A 15,504-nucleotide genomic window follows, 5' to 3' on the forward strand; every position below is an offset into this window, starting at 1 on the left:
CGGCGGCGCACTCAGGCCTGTGTTGTCCCTGTGGGAGCGGGTTTACCCGCGAAGAAGCCGGAAAGGCCAACATCAATGGTGAGCCTTGTGCTCAGCTCCAGCCAACAGATGCCGAATCTTCACTTCCACCCCAGCGGTCTGCAGCATCCGCACCCGCGCCTCGATCTTCAGCTCACCCCGGGTAACCCGGTGGTGATGCCGCAAATGCTCCAGCCACGATTCCTCGAAGAAGAACTCCAGCCACACCGCCGGGTCCGCGCTGTCGCGCATCAACCCCCACGACAACGCGCCATTGCGCTTGCGCATCGCCTCCAGCTCCCGCGCTGCCTGCTGGAACGCCTCGGCCTTGGCCGGGTCGATGTGGTATTCCACGGTGACCATCACCGGCCCGCTTTCCTTGTCCATGTCGTCGCTCAGCAGCGGCACCGGCCAATGCAGTGACGGCGTCAGCTCCTCGGCTGCGGTTTCCGGCAGCGTCACCTTGCAGGTCAGCAGCGTGCCCAGTGCCAGGCCTCCTGCGGCCAGCAGCAGGCTCAAGGTGATCGTTGCATGGCTGGCCAGCGTGCCCCACAGCAACCCGCCACTGGCCATGGCACCAAAGAAGATCAGGATGTACACCGACAGCGCCCGCGCCCGTACCCAGGCCGGCACCGAGGTCTGCGCCGCCACCTGCAGGTTGGACAGCACGGCAATCCACGCCGCGCCGCTGAGCAGCATTGCCGGCAGCAGCACATAGAAGTTGCGCACCAGCGCCAGGGCGAGCAGGAACAGGGCATACAGCAGGCTGGCGAGCAGCACCAGGCGGTCGCGGCTGATGCGTTCGCGCAGGCGTGGCAGCAAGGTGGCGCCGGCCACCGCGCCGATGCCGATGGCCGCCAGCAGCAGGCCGAAATCGGCGGCGGTGCCATGCATCTCGCCACGCACGATCAACGGCAGCAGCGAGGTGCCCGCGCTGGCGCAGAAAAAGAATGCCAAGGCGCGCAATATCACCGCCTGCAAGGGTTTGGCACTGCGCGCGAAACGCAGCCCGGTGCGCATGGCGCCGACGAAGCGCTCGGCCGGCAGCAGCGGCTCCTTCACCTCGCGCTTCCACAGGAACAGCACCAGGATCACCCCGGCGAACGAGATGGCATTCAAGGCGAAGGTCAACCACGGGCCGACCATGCTCACCACCACGCCCGCCAAAGCCGGGCCGATGGCGCGCGACACGTTGATACCGACACTGGAAAGCGCCACCGCGTTGGCCAGGTCGTCCTTGCCTACCAGCTCCGGTGTCAGCGCGCTCCAGGCCGGCATCATCAGTGCCGTGCCGATGCCCAACGCCAGGGTAAGCACCAGCAGCAGGGTGACGTTCATCAGCCCGAGCAGGGTCAGGGCCGCCAGCACCACGGCCACCGAAGACATCCACAGTTGCACCAGCAACAGGTAGCGGCGCTTGTCGACGATATCAGCCGCCGCGCCGGCCGGCAGGGCGAGGAAGAACATTGGTAGCGAGCCGGCTACCTGGATCAGGGCCACATGCAACGGGCTGGCCGACAGCGTGGTCATCAGCCAGCCGGCGCCCACCTCATGCATCCAGGTGCCGATGTTGGAAGCGATGGTGGCGATCCACAGCATGCGGAAGGTGGCGTTGCGCAATGGGCTCCAGGCGCCTGAAGGGGTCGTGCTCATGTCAGAAGCTGCCTTTGAGTGGGTATTCGATGATCAGGTAGATCCGGTCGATGTCATCGCCGGCCTGGGCCTGGTTGGCGCGGTGGCTGACGTGGGAAAACGACAGGCTCAGGTCCTTGGCGGCGCCCGACTGCACCACGTATTTCAGGTCGATGTCGCGCTCCCAGTGCTTGCCGCCGTCGCCGTACTGGCCCACATAGGCGCCGCCTGCCGGGGCATGGCTACCGTCGATGCCACGGCCGCTGACGTAGCGGCCCATCAGGCTCAGGCCGGGGGCGCCGAGGGTGGCGAAGTCGAGGTCGTAGCGCAGTTGCCACGAGCGCTCGCCGGGGCCGTTGAAGTCGGCGTACTTGATCGAGTTGGCCAGGTAGATGGAGTCGCCGCCGACGAAGTCGAACGGGGTATCGCCCTCGACCTTCTGGTAGGCCAGGCTCAGCGCCTGGGCGCCGAAGCTGTACCTGGCCAGCAGGCTGTAGGCGAGGGTGTCGATTGCCCCGGCACTGGCATTGCCGGTGTCGTGGGTCTTGTACAGGTTGCCGTCCAGGCGCCAGTTGCCCTCGGCCAGGTTCAGGTTGAGGTAGGCCTGGCGCCAGGTGTCCTCCAGCTGGCCTGCGTACAGTGCGCCGCCGAATGGCCCGTCGGGTGCGAACGCGGCACCGGCCAGGCTGATGGCGCGGTTGTCAGTGGTAGCGCCGTAGCCGCTGAAGTCATCATGGCTGGAGCTGTTGTCCTGGTTTTTGAAGGCGGTGAAGTGCCCGGCCTGCAGGCGCCAGTCGGGCATGTCGGTGTTGTCCAGGAACCAGCCGGTGGCGTACTCCGGGTGCAGGCGTTTGTCGCTGGTGTCGAACACCGGGGTTTCCACGGTCATTTCGCCGTAGCACAGTTGGGTGTTGCCCAGGCGCAGCTTGAGTGCGGCGCCGGCGCTGGAGTAGTCGGACTCGGCGCGGCCATCGCTGTCGCGCGGCAGCAGGCCGGTGCCGGCATGGCCGCGGCCGCCGTCCAGCTTGAGGCCGAGAAAACCATGGGCATCGATGCCGACGCCGAGTGTGCCCTCGGTGAAGCCGGAGCGGATTTCGCCAATGAAGCCCTGGGCCCATTCCTGGCGGTAGTTCTGGCCACTGCCGGAGGGCGAGCGGAAGTCGCTGTGCAGGAAGTAGTTGCGGCTGAGCAGCGACCAGCCGGGCTCTTCGGCCTGGCTGAGCACCGGGCACAGGGCGAGGGTGGCGAGCAGGGCGCGGCCTGGTCCGTGGGTGGCGCGGATCATGGGGGCTCCGGGAGGAATGATCCGGGACTGTGGAGGAAGGATAGGCCAGGGGTCTTGTATGCGTGTGCTCTGGCTGGTCTTGCCTGTGCCGGCTCAAGCCATGTCGCTGATGGCGAATTCTTCGGCCAGATGATCGATCAGCGCCCGCACCGATGGCAGCAACCCCCGCCGTGACGGGAAGATCGCATGCACGATGCCGCAACGCGGGTGCCAGTCCGGCAACAATTCCACCAGCCGACCCGCCGCCAGGTCTTCGCGCACCGCCACCCGCGGCAGGTGCGCAATACCCACCCCGGCCACCACGAAATGGCGCAGGGCGAACAGGTCGTCCGTCACCATACGCGGTGTGTGCGGGATGACGATGCTGCGGCTGCTGTCTTCGCCCTGGAACAGCTCCCATTGGTACTCACGCTGGGCGCTGCCCCAATGCAGGCTCGGCAGCGTGCCGAGCAACTGCGGGTCGAAGCCCTTGGGCAACTGCTCCAGGTACTGCGGCTGGCCGACCAGGCACTGGGTACTGTTGCTCAGTACCTTCATCACCATGTCGGTGTTCTCCAGCGGTGGAAAGCGCACCCGCAGGGCGATGTCGAACCCCTCGTGCAGCAGGTCGACGCGGCGGTTGGTGCTCTCGATGAACAGCTCCACCTGCGGGTACTTGAGCATGTAGCGGGTCAGCATCGGCCCGACCCAGGAATTGAGCAGGGTGGTCGGGCAACTGATACGCACCAGGCCGCGCGGTTCGCTGCGGTTGCGCTCGATGATCTCCGCCGCGCCCTCGGCCTCCACGCGCATGGCCAGGCAGCGGTTGTAGTAGGCCTGGCCGATCTCGGTGAGCGAACAATGGCGGCTGGTGCGGTGCAGCAGGCGCACGCCCAGGCGGTCTTCGAGATCGGCGATGCGCCGGCTTAGCTTCGACTTGGGCATGTCCAGCGCCCGGCCAGCCGGGGCGAAGCCGCCGTGTTCGACTACTTGGGTGAAGTAGTAGAGGGAGTTGAGGTCTTCCAATGATCGGTCTCCGGATTGTTGGCTGCCTGTACTGGCCTCTTCGCGGGCACGCCCGCTCCCACAGGGATCGCTCAAGATTCAAAGCCAGTGCAGTAGCTGTGGGAGCGGGCGTGCCCGCGAAGAGGCCAGTACAGGCAGCGCCAATCTATCGTTCATAAAACGGAACGCTAAAGCCAAATTCTGCTATCTACCGCCACAAAGGTGATGATTTTAATCTGTGCCCATCAACGCGAAACACCCCCGAATGCTGAAAAATTCATAACCCTCAGGAGCACAGACCATGAGCAAATTCACCTACAACCGCCTGAACAAAGACGATGCCGCTGTCCTGCTGGTCGACCACCAGGCTGGCCTGCTGTCCCTGGTCCGTGACATCGAGCCGGACAAGTTCAAGAACAACGTGCTGGCCCTGGCCGACCTGGCCAAGTTCTTCAACCTGCCGACCATCCTCACCACCAGCTTCGAACAAGGCCCCAACGGCCCGCTGGTACCAGAGCTGAAAGCCCTGTTCCCGGACGCCCCGTACATCGCCCGCCCAGGCCAGATCAACGCCTGGGACAACGAGGACTTCGTCAAGGCGGTGAAGGCCACTGGCAAGAAACAGCTGATCATTGCCGGCGTGGTGACCGAGGTCTGTGTAGCGTTCCCGGCGCTGTCGGCCCTGGAAGAGGAGTTCGAAGTTTTCGTGGTGACCGATGCTTCTGGCACCTTCAACGAAATGACCCGCGATGCTGCCCATGACCGCATGAGCCGCGCAGGCGCGCAAATGATGACCTGGTTCGGCGTGGCCTGTGAGTTGCACCGCGACTGGCGCAACGACATCGAAGGGCTGGCGGCGCTGTGCTCCAACCACATTCCGGATTATCGCAACCTGATTACCAGCTACAACGCGTTGACTGCGGGTAAGTAACAGCCCGTTAGTTGAATGCAAAAAGGCCGGCTCCCTCTGTAGGGAGCTGGCCTTTTTTGTTTGCTGCGCTGGCCCTTTCGCGGGTAAACCCGCTCCCACAGGTACTGCACAGTTTCAGCGCCTGTGGTGATCCTTGTGGGAGCGGGTTCACCCGCGAAGAGGCCAGCAAGGACAACATCAATTCATGGGCTGCGACTCAATCCCATCCAGCAATGCCTCAACCAATCCTTCTGCCATTTCGAGCGCATTCAGGTTGCTCCAGAACAGGCTCTTGCCGGTTTCATCCAGGTGTTCCAGGGCTTTGTAGCCACAGTCGTAGGCGCCGCGCAGGTACTGGGCGACATGCACCAGGGCGTCGTGGGCAGAGACGCCCGGGTTTACTGTGAACAAAGGTGGATGGCCGGCATCGCAGCGGCTGAAAGCGCGCTCTTTGGTGTCGGGAAGAGGTGGATTGGGAACAATCTTTTTCATTGCAGTAAGCTCTCTAGGTTGTACTGCAATCATCCGTTTCCACGCGAAGGGTGGCAGTTGTACGCGGGGTGGAAAACCGGTGAGAGGCAACCCGGTAGGCCATACGGCCTCCCGCGCACAACTGCCATTGACGACAGAACCTCAAACCGAGACGGGTTTCCACACCCGATCGCTGAACCGACAGCGACCCGGCAAGCCTAGAGAGCAGGCTTTCCCCGGACAATCAGACGGGCGTCGACACGGTGCGTAGGATAATTCGTCAGGGTCAGCATTAACGTAGGAAATGGTTCGCTAGGAGGTAGGACCTTGCTGAGACGGACGATTTTTTGATGGTTTTTTGGTATCCGCGTAATGGCAGGGAGGTGACCGTCGGGAGGTTGCAGAATGGCCTCCAGGTGCCTGACGATAGATTTCTGGCGCCTATGAGACCGAGCGCCGCCCGCGCGGCGCTTCGCGGGACAAGCCCGCTCCCACATCTGTTTCGGGCCAGTCACTCCTGTGAAGTCACCTCTGTCCGCCTTGTTTGTTCCATTCGATATCGAAGGGGGCGCAATTGCTCTTCATTCATCTTCAGCCATACACCAAGGCTGCAACCCACCTGGCACAGGAATAATTGGCCCGAAACAAATGTGGGAGCGGGCTTGTCCCGCGAAGCGCCGCGCGGGCGGCGCTCGATCGCAAGGGCGCTGCATCTCTACAGTCATGCGCTCGAGATCCTCAATCCGCATCCGAATCAAACAACCGCTCCAACTCCGCCCGGGCCTCCTTGGCCGTCTGCATCACCTTGGCCCGGTCATCACGCACCTGCCCCTGGGCCACCAGCACCTCTTCGTCATGCTGGGTAAACCGCGCAATCCGGTCCGCCGCCTGCGCCTCGCTCAACCCCAACCCCACCAATGCCCGGCGGGTCATCTCCAGGCTGGAGTAGAACGTCTCGCGAATCGGCTCGGTGCCGACATCCGCCAACTTGTGCACATGCTGGCGGTTACGCGCGCGGGCCAGCACTTTCAGGTGCGGGTACAGGCGTTTCACCCGTTCCGCTGTGTGAATGGCAGCTTCCGGGTCATCGATGGTGATGATGAAGTATTCCGCCTCGCCCACCTTGGCGGCATGCAGCACCTCGGGGCGCAGAGGGTCGCCGTAGAACACGGGTACCTGTTCGAACATACGGGTCATCTCGATGGTGTCCACCGAGGTTTCCAGGGCAATGAACGGAATCTTCTGTGCCCGCAGGATGCGCGCGACGATCTGGCCCATGCGGCCCATGCCAACGATCACCACCCGTGGCGTGTCAGCCTGGATCTGCTTGTAATGCTCCGGCACTTCACGCGCCGTTTGCGGGCGCTTGAGGGCGTGGGCGCAGCCAATCATCAGCAGCGGGGTAATGGCCATCGACAGGGTGATGGTCATCAGCAGCAGGTCGTAGGTCTGGGTGTCGAACAGGCCTTGGTCCTTGCCCAGCTTGAACACCACGAAGGCAAATTCGCCACCGGCAGCCAGCACCATGCCCAGGCGCAGGGCGCTGGCGCTGTTCAGGCCACCGGCCAGGCGCCCGACGCCGATCAGCAGTACCAGCTTCACGGCCACCAGCAGCAGGGTCAGGCCCAGCACCACCAAAGGCATTTCAAGCAGCAGGCGCAGGTTGGCACCCATGCCGACGCTGATGAAGAACAGCCCCAGCAGCAGGCCTTTGAACGGTTCGATCTGCGATTCCAGCTCGTGGCGATATTCCGAGTCGGCCAGCAGCAGGCCGGCGAGGAAGGCACCCAGGGCCATGGAAATGCCGGCTTCTTCCATCAGCCAGGCCGTGCCGATCACAACCAGCAGCGCGGTGGCGGTGGACACTTCCGGCAGGCCGGTGCGGGCCACGGTGCGGAACACCGGGCGCAGCAGGTAGCGGCCACCGACGATGACCACTGCGATGCTGGCGAACACCTTCAGGCCATGCTCCAGGCTGTCGCCGTGGCTGGTGTCCGGGCCACTGGCGGCCAGCAGCGGAACCAATGCGATCAGTGGGATGGCGGCGATGTCCTGGAACAGCAGGATGGCGAACGCCAGGCGGCCGTGCGGGGCGTTGAGCTGCTTGCTCTCGGCCAGGCTCTGCAGGCCAAGGGCGGTGGACGACAGCGCCAGGCCCAGACCGAGCACGATGGCCGCCGGTAGCGTCTGGCTGAAGCCGAACAGGGCGATGGCGCCGATCAGCGCACCGGTCAGCAGCACCTGGGCGGTGCCGACGCCGAATACGGACTTGCGCATCAGCCACAGGCGCTTGGGCGACAGCTCGAGGCCGATGATGAACAACAGCAGGACCACGCCCAGCTCGGAAATGTGCGCCACGCTTTCGGTATCGCGGATCAGGCCCAGCGCCTGCGGGCCGATGATCACGCCGGCGAGCAGGTAGCCGAGCACGGCCCCCAGTTTCAGTCGCTTGGCCAGCGGGACGGCGAGGACAGCGGCAAGCAGAAAGATCACCGCGGTTTGCAGAAGGCTGCCTTCGTGTGGCATTGGCTCGTACTCCATGAGCTGCTGGGGCAGCGTTAGATCAGTTTGGCGGACAATTCTGGGGAATGTGGGAGTGCCAGACAATCTGCTGTGAGGAAGACACATTGTCCTGAATCAGGTGACAGTCGTGCTGGCCTCTTCGCGGGTGAACCCGCTCCCACAGGTACAGCGGTGTCTTCAAGCCTGCGCAACACCTGTGGGAGCGGGTTCACCCGCGAAGAGGCCGGCACAGGAAATCTGCATACTCAACTGCCACCAAACTGCGCCCGATACTGCGCCGGCGTCATGCCAATCCGCTCGCAGAAAACCTTGCGCAAATGCCGGTCACTGCCAAAACCGCACTGCGTCGCCACCACTTTCAATGGCAGGTCGCTGCTTTCCAGCAGCTTGCGCGCGCGGTCGATGCGTGCGTTCTGCAAGTATTGCAGCGGCGTGATGCCCACCTCGCGTTGAAAGGTGCGGGCGAAGTTGCGCCCGCTCATGGCCACCAGGTCGGCCATCTTCTGCACAGTGAAGGCTTGCTCGATATGGTCGACGATATACGCCTGCACCCGTGCAATCGGCGAATCATCCCGCGGCACAGCCGCCAGCAGTGGCCCGTAAGGCGTTTGCCCACCCTGGCGATGGCGGGCGACCAGCAGCACCTTGGCCACTTCCAGGGCCAGCGCCTTGCCGTGGTCCTCGGCCACCACTGCCAGTGCCAGGTCGATGCCTGCGGTGATGCCACCCGAGGTAATCAGGCAACGGTCGATCACGTAGATCTGCTCGGTCTCGACCTTCGCCTCGGGGAACGCTTGTGCCAGGCGCTCCACGTAGTTCCAGTGGGTGGTGCAGCGATAGCCGTCCAGCAGCCCGGCCCGGCCCAGCAGGAATATTCCGGTGCATATTGCACCAAAGCGTTTGGCCCGGCGCACGGCCTGGGGCAGCCAGCGCTCGATGCCCGGCAGGGCGATGTCATAGGCGCCCGGGCCGCCTGGCACCAGCAACAGGTCGACGGCTTCCGGCAAATCCTCCAGACGCAGGTCGGCTACCACTTTCAACCCGCAGGAGCCGCGCACCGCTGCCTGCCCTTCGGCCAGGGTCAGCAGCCGGTACTTCCGCTCGGCAGGAAGGAAGCGGTTAGCAATGGCAAACGCGTCCATGGGCCCGGTCACGTCCAGCAACAACACATCATTGAACAACACCATGGCCACGGTGCGGTGGGCGGGTTTTTCCTGCATCGCTCTTTTGCCTTGAATGCCGGCCGCCACCAGCGGCCCGAAGCTGAATACGAAACGCATCTTAAGGTATCGGCAAAACCGTCAGGGCCAGCAGCGCGCAATTAACAACAATTCAGGTTTGGCTCAGGACTTTGTCATGTGCCGGAGGCGAGACTTTCTGCATTGAACAGGAGAGCCGCCATGCACCCCGGGACGCCCCAAGCGCCGCTGCAAACCCCCGGCGCACTGACGCCGGCGCGCTTGCGCCGGGCCAAGGAACTGATGTTGCACAGCTCGTTGTCGATCATCGAAATCGCCGGGTTATGCAACCTCACCCGCAGCCACTTCTCGCGTGCGTTCAAGGTCAACACCGGCCTCTCGCCCCAGGCGTGGCGCCTGCTGGCACGCATGGAAAAGGCCAAGCGCCTGCTCGCCACCGAGGCGCCGATCACCCACGTGAGCCTGGAATGCGGCTTCTGCGACCAGGCCCATTTCACCCGCGCCTTCAGCCGCCTGGTCGGCCAGCCACCCAAGGCCTGGCGCCAGGCGCAGGCCCATCCTTAAGCCGAACCTATCCGCCGGTATAGCCCCTTGTGGACAGTGCCGGCCTGTTTTCCCAACCCAAGGAGTCACCCCGATGAGCCAACCCGATTACAAGCGCCTGAACAAAGACGACGCCGTGGTGCTGCTGGTCGACCACCAGACCGGCCTGATTTCGCTGGTGCAGGACTTCTCGCCCAACGAGTTCAAGAACAACGTGCTGGCCCTGGGCGACCTGGCCAAGTTCTTCGGCCTGCCGACCATCCTCACCACCAGCTTCGAGCAAGGCCCGAACGGCCCGCTGGTGCCCGAGCTGAAAGAGATGTTCCCGGATGCGCCGTACATTGCCCGCCCTGGCCAGATCAACGCCTGGGACAACGAAGACTTCGTCAAGGCGATCAAGGCCACTGGCCGCAAGCAGCTGATCATCGCAGGCGTGGTGACCGATGTGTGCGTGGCGTTCCCGACCCTGTCGGCGCTGGCGGAAGGTTTTGAAGTGTTCGTGGTGACCGATGCTTCGGGCACCTTCAACGAAACCGTGCAGCAGGCGGCCTGGGTGCGCATGACCCAGGCGGGTGCACAGATGATGAACTGGTTCTCGGTGGCCTGTGAGCTGCACCGCGACTGGCGCAACGACATCGAAGGGCTGGGTAACCTGCTGTCGCAGCGCATTCCCAACTACCGCAACCTGATGAACAGCTATGCGGCCCTGAGCGCCCGTTGATGTAAACCTGTACCGGCCCCTTCGCGGGCGTGCCCGCGAAGAGGCCGGAGCAGGCTAAGAATGATTCACAGGCAGAGTGAGGCGAATCCGGCACCCCCCCAGCTCTGACACCAGCGCCTGCAACTGCCCACCATGGGCCTGCACCACCGAGTTGCAGATCGCCAAGCCCATCCCCATGCCACCGATCTTGGTGGTATGAAACGCATCGAACACTCGCTCGCGCTCATCCGCTGCAATCCCCGGCCCGTTGTCGTCCACGCAGATTTCCACCCCATCCCCGACCACCGCCGACGCAATCCGCAGCACCCCATCGCTGCGATACCCCGCCAGCGCCTCCAGGCCATTGGTAATCAGGTTGAACACCAACTGCTGCAACTGCACCGGGTCGGCCATCACGCTCACCCCCGCCTGCAAGCGCATCTGCACATCCACCGTGCCCTTGGCGGCATCGGCCGAGGTCAGGCGCACCACTTCGCGGATCAGTTCGTCCAGCTTTACTACCTTGAGCTGCATCGGCGACTGCTTGGCCAGCGAGCGCAGTGCACGCACGATGTTGGCGGCCCGTTCGCTGTCGTTGCGTATATCTTCCAGGCCGGCAATCGCCTCTTCCAGGTCGGGCTTGGCGCGTTTCAACCAGCGCAGGCTGGCAGCGGCGTTGGAGGCTATGCCCAGCAGCGGCTGGCTGATCTCGTGGGCGATGGACGCGGACAGCTCGTTCATCACCTGCAGGTGCGCCGTGCGCGCCAACTCCGCGCGGGAGCGGCGCAACTCGGCCTCCATCTGGGCGCGGGTCTGGTTGTCTTCGGCCAGGCGTGTGTAGAACTTGGCGGTTTGCAGCGACACCGCTGCCTGCGAGGCGAGGATTTCCAGCATGGCCAGGCGCTGGCTGCCGAACAGGTTCGGTACCAGGCGGTTTTCCAGGTACACCAGGCCGATCAGCACGCCCTGGATCACCAGCGGCAGGCACAGTACCGAACGGGCCTTGCGCGCCTGCAACTGCTGGCGGAAGGCCTCGGGGCAATCGCTCTGGGCATCGTTGAGCACCAGGGGCTTCTTGGTGCGCATGGTGGCGTTGATGATCGACAGCGGTGCCTGGGTCAAGAACTTCTGGCAGTCGTCCATGCTCACGTGCAGCCCGGCGTCGTCGATGTAGGCGAGGGCAGCCATCTGGAATTCGGCACCGCTGACGATCAGCAGCGCACCGTGGTCGGCCCCGGAATGCTGGGTCAGGTGGCCCATCAGGGTTTCGATAAGGCCTTCGAGCAGTACTTCCTCGGACAGCGCCCGTGCTGCCTCGATGCCGGCTTCCAGGTCGAGCTTGGCCTGGTTGGTTGCGCGTTGGCTTTCCTGGATTGGCTGGGTGCGCAGGAACGGGTGCAACGCCTCCAGCTGGTGCACCTTGCCGGTCGCGCCCCAGATATGGAAACAGTCGCGGGCGATGCGCAGGTGCAGGTTGGCGCCAGAGATCAGGCCGCTGGGGATACATACTTCGGCCAACTGCTCGTGGGCCAGCGCCTGCTCGTGGATGAAACCGGCTGCGGTGGCGGCGATCTGTGCCTGGTCGAAGCAGCGGATGGCGGCCAGGCCGTCGCCTTCGAGCTTGGCGATCACGCCTTCGATCAGCAACAGCTTGTTGCGGAAGGTGGCCGGGTTGAAGCCGGCCCAGCGGCCGAAGCGCTCCCGCAGGGCCTGCAGCTCGCGCAGCTTGTCGGCAAGGCTGCCAATGGCCTCGGGGCTGCCCAGGGCCAGGCCGTGGAACAGGTGATAGTCGGCCAGGTTGATGTGCGCCGGTACCGCCCAGGTGTTGTCGCCGGCCAGTGCCAGGTTACGCATGGCCTGCGGGATATTGCCCAGGTAGAAGTCGCACATGCCGGCCATCAGGTACTGGAAGAACCGCGTGGTAGGCGATTTCGAGGCTGTGGCCGAGGCCGGGCAGGGCGTGCCGCTCAATTTGGCGACGAACGCTTGCTGGGCCTGCAGGATCTGCTCGATGTCGCGGTAACCGTAGCGACGCACGGTGGCCAGGCCTTGCGCCAGTTCCTCCACCACGTCCGGCAGGTAGCGGCCCATGAACAGCGAATCGGAAACCAGGTGGTTGCAGGCATAGCAGCTCATCGCCAGGTCGCCGCTCAGGCGCCCCGAGTCGACCGCATCCAGTGCGGTACGGCGGGCGAACTCCATGGGCGAGGTCCAGGCGCTGACCTGGTCCAGGGCCAGCAGCGCGCTGGTCAAGTCAGCGTCGAAACCGTGCCGCTCTATCAGCTTGAGCGCAGCCAGGCAGCAAGCGTGGCCATCATGGTAGGCGCCGAAGCGCTCGGCAATCATCACCCCGTACCAGGCCATGCCGTAGGTGCTGCCCGGGGCGACGCCGTGCAGCAGTGACAGCTCCATGAGCTTGGCCAGGTGCAGGAAGCAGATGTCGTCCTTCACGAAAAACGATGACGACAGGGTGGCCAGCAGGCTGATGGCAACTGTCACTTCCTCCGAATCGGTGCGCTGCAGCGATTCCAGGCAGTGTCGGCCTTTCTGTTCGACCAAGGTCTGTACATGGGCATGACTGGCTTCGACCTGTTGCCAGTCGACACCTCGCACCGGGCTCATACCCAGCAAGTCCAGGCCGGAAATGGCGCTGTCGATGGCCGCCTGATAGTCGCCGCGCAAGGTGTACAGCAGCGCCTGCAGGCGGCATACCCGCGCCTGGTCCAACGCCGAGCGCGCGCGCAGGCGGCATTCAGTGATGCGGGCCTCGGCCGCGACCATTCGCGACAGTTGCATGTCGCACTCGGTGGCCATGCAGGCGATGGCAAAGCCATGCGTGGCGCGGCTTTCCAGCGTTGCGCCGCGTTGCAGCAACTGCTCGGCCGTGTGCAGGTAGCCAGCCGATTGTTCGAACGCGCCGCCATCGCGTGCGCGTGCTGCTGCCTCGCGTAAAAGCTGCAGAAAAGCTTCGCAGTCATCCGCTGCAAACCCGCATGGGCTGGCGCGTTGCAGCTGGTTGGCAAGCTCGAACAGTACCTCGTGCAGGCGCCCCGGCCAGGCCTGGCGCATGGCCTGGGCAATACGTGCATGCAGTTGGGCACGTGCGCGCGCTGGCGTGAGAGCGTACGCAGCTTCCATCACCCGTTCATGGGCGAAGCCCAGGCCGTTCTGGCCCGGTTGCAGGAAACCCGCGCCAATCAAGGCTTTCAACGGCTCGCCGGGCGCTTGAGAGAGTACCTGGTGAAGCAGGCGTTCATCACAGCGGCTGCCAGCCGCACTGACCACCCGCAGCAGGTCGCGCTGCGGCTCGGGCAGGCGCACCAGGCGGTGGATCATCAGGTCGGCGACATTGTCGGAATAGCGGTGGCGGGCCACGGCCTGCAGGCACCATGACCAGCGCATGGCCTGGGTATCGAAGGTGAACAGCTGGTCCTCGACCATGGCCCGGAGGATCTGATTGATGAAGAACGGATTGCCCGCAGTCTTGTCGTGTACCAGTTCGGCCACCTGCAATGCGTCCTCGGGGCCGACGTGGTAGCGCTCGCCGATCAACTCGGTCACCGCGCTCACCGCCAGGGGCCGCAGGTTCAGCGTGGTGCTGCGCAACGCTGCGGGCAGGGCAAGGGGTGTACTGCTGGCTGGCGCATCACTGCGCCGGGCGAAGATCAGCAACAGGTTGCCGGGCGAGTGAGCCAGAAGTTGCGCCAGCAGTTGCTGGCTGGAGTCGTCGACCCAATGCATGTCATCGAAGAACAGCACCAGCGGCTGGTCGGGGCGGCTGAATACCTGCAGGAATTCGACGATCGCCCGCAGCTCCTTCTGCAGCGCCAGACGCGTGGGCTTGGCCGGCAACTCGGGCAAGGGGCCGAGGATCAGTTGCAGGTCTGGTGCCAGCTTGCCGAGCAGCCGGCCGTGGCCTTTGATACGGCGCAGAATCTCGCAGCGCAAGGCGTCGAGGTCCCGGCTGTTCTTGGCCAGCAACTGGGTGGTCAGCGCGCCGAGAATTTCGACCCAGGGCGCGTAGGGCACGGCCTGGGCAACGCCGTTGCACTTGCCGGTGGCCCAGTAACCCTGGGCGTTGGCCCTGAGCGCTGCCTCGACCAGGCTCGACTTGCCCATGCCCGTAGCCCCATTGATGAACAGGGCTTGTGGCTTGCTGTTACGGCGCTGTGCCTTGAGCAGCAGGGCGATGGCCTTCTGTTCGGCACTGCGGCCATATAGGCGTGCGCGGTCGGGCGTCATCGGGTCGGCACAGCCTGGTTCGAAGGCCTCCATGGACTTGCTGGCGGCCCACTGTCGCTGGCAATAGGCCAAGTCCACCGCCAGGGCGCGAGCACTCTGGTAGCGGGCGTCCGGCTCTTTGGCCAAGGCCTTGGCCAGGATCCGGCTGAGAGGTTGCGGCACATTGCTGTCCACTTCGCAGGCCGCTCGTGGCTGCACGCCGGCATGCAGCTGGCGCCAGTGCTGGGTGTCGCGCCCGGCCAGAGGCAATTCGCCCAGCAGTAGCTGGTAAAGGATCGCGCCCAGGGCATAGATGTCGGTGCGTCGGTCGCTGCTGCTGCCGTGCGGGCAGACCTGTTCCGGTGCCAGGTACGCCCAGTTGCCGAGCGCGGTGCCCTGTTCGCTGATCAGCTCCGCCGGGTCGGCGCGAAAGCAGCCAAGCCGCACTCGCTGGTTGGTGTGCAGGCACACATGTTCGGGCTGCAGCGCGCCGTGCAGCACATTGCGTTCGTGGGCCTGGGCCAAGGCAGTGGCCGCGTTTACCGCAATCTCGAGAAACGGCGTCAGGGCGGCAGGGCCCTCTGCGATAAGGTCGGCGATGGAGCGGCCGGCCGGGTACACCAGCAGGGGGCCTTCGGCCGAGCGCACGAACGCCGAGGGGATCACCGCCCATTGCGGGTCGAGTTGCAGGCGGTAGTCACGTTCCAGGCGCTGGCAGGCGGCGGGGACCTCGCGCGGGGCGCGCACGGCGATCCATGCCTGGTCGGTGGCTGGATCGCGAAGGCGGAAGTAACTGAGTTCACCTTCCTGGCCCAGCGCGTTGATGTCGCACCGGTTCAGCCACCCCTCGTCGACGGACTGGTCGTAATCGATGGGCCTGTGGGCAAGGCGTTCATCGAGCATAAGGCACCCCTGCTAGCGACATCCTGACGCACGAGTATACGCAGCGGACCCAGCAGGGATGCGGGCTGCAGGCTGCTTGGCAGGAAAGGGTACGCTGTTGTCCGTTATCGTCCCC

The 15,504-nt window shown here is 64.4% G+C and carries 10 protein-coding genes; 3 read left to right on the forward strand and 7 right to left on the reverse strand.

The window, feature by feature from the left end; translation table 11 throughout:
• Positions 1 to 72 precede the first annotated feature (72 nt).
• From GYA95_RS24255 to GYA95_RS24265, 3 genes are all read right to left on the reverse strand, one after another.
• A complete protein-coding gene (locus tag GYA95_RS24255; RefSeq protein ID WP_043936021.1) occupies positions 73 to 1,671 on the reverse strand; it encodes an MFS transporter in 1,599 nt (532 codons plus the stop codon).
• A 1-nt stretch (position 1,672) separates the two neighbouring features.
• The gene (locus tag GYA95_RS24260) at positions 1,673 to 2,935 is read right to left on the reverse strand and encodes an OprD family porin (RefSeq protein WP_015272308.1); all 1,263 of its coding nucleotides are present in this window, start codon (positions 2,933 to 2,935) and stop codon (positions 1,673 to 1,675) included.
• 93 nt (positions 2,936 to 3,028) lie between these two features.
• Positions 3,029 to 3,940, reverse strand: coding sequence for a LysR substrate-binding domain-containing protein (locus GYA95_RS24265; RefSeq protein ID WP_015272307.1), 912 nt, complete (start codon positions 3,938 to 3,940; stop codon positions 3,029 to 3,031).
• A gap of 280 nt (positions 3,941 to 4,220) precedes the next feature.
• Here GYA95_RS24265 and ycaC (GYA95_RS24270) point away from each other — a divergent pair, with 280 nt between their 5' ends.
• Positions 4,221 to 4,850 (forward strand): isochorismate family cysteine hydrolase YcaC, encoded by a 630-nt coding sequence (gene ycaC / locus GYA95_RS24270; protein WP_013974760.1) that lies wholly within the window; start codon positions 4,221 to 4,223, stop codon positions 4,848 to 4,850.
• A gap of 177 nt (positions 4,851 to 5,027) precedes the next feature.
• Here ycaC (GYA95_RS24270) and GYA95_RS24275 read toward each other — a convergent pair whose 3' ends face one another.
• The 3 genes from GYA95_RS24275 to GYA95_RS24285 form a co-directional block, all read right to left on the reverse strand.
• A complete protein-coding gene (locus tag GYA95_RS24275) occupies positions 5,028 to 5,321 on the reverse strand; it encodes a hypothetical protein (protein WP_015272306.1) in 294 nt (97 codons plus the stop codon).
• 717 nt (positions 5,322 to 6,038) lie between these two features.
• The gene (locus GYA95_RS24280) at positions 6,039 to 7,826 is read right to left on the reverse strand and encodes a monovalent cation:proton antiporter-2 (CPA2) family protein (protein WP_102059513.1); all 1,788 of its coding nucleotides are present in this window, start codon (positions 7,824 to 7,826) and stop codon (positions 6,039 to 6,041) included.
• Positions 7,827 to 8,068: 242 nt separating this feature from the next.
• Positions 8,069 to 9,043, reverse strand: a complete 975-nt coding sequence (locus GYA95_RS24285) for a GlxA family transcriptional regulator (protein ID WP_043936302.1) — start codon at positions 9,041 to 9,043, stop codon at positions 8,069 to 8,071.
• 180 nt (positions 9,044 to 9,223) lie between these two features.
• Between GYA95_RS24285 and GYA95_RS24290 the strand changes: the two genes are divergently transcribed.
• Both GYA95_RS24290 and ycaC (GYA95_RS24295) read left to right on the forward strand, forming a co-directional pair.
• A complete protein-coding gene (locus GYA95_RS24290; RefSeq protein WP_015272303.1) occupies positions 9,224 to 9,586 on the forward strand; it encodes a helix-turn-helix domain-containing protein in 363 nt (120 codons plus the stop codon).
• Positions 9,587 to 9,659: 73 nt separating this feature from the next.
• Positions 9,660 to 10,286, forward strand: coding sequence for an isochorismate family cysteine hydrolase YcaC (gene ycaC / locus GYA95_RS24295; protein WP_004375560.1), 627 nt, complete (start codon positions 9,660 to 9,662; stop codon positions 10,284 to 10,286).
• Positions 10,287 to 10,340: 54 nt separating this feature from the next.
• On the opposite strand, the gene GYA95_RS24300 is transcribed toward ycaC (GYA95_RS24295), so the two are convergent.
• Positions 10,341 to 15,389: a trifunctional serine/threonine-protein kinase/ATP-binding protein/sensor histidine kinase gene (locus tag GYA95_RS24300; RefSeq protein ID WP_015272302.1), complete on the reverse strand. Its 5,049-nt coding sequence runs from the start codon at positions 15,387 to 15,389 to the stop codon at positions 10,341 to 10,343.
• Positions 15,390 to 15,504 lie beyond the last annotated feature (115 nt).

Source organism: Pseudomonas asiatica (genome assembly GCF_009932335.1).
In the GTDB taxonomy this organism is placed as follows: Bacteria; Pseudomonadota; Gammaproteobacteria; order Pseudomonadales; family Pseudomonadaceae; genus Aquipseudomonas; species Aquipseudomonas asiatica.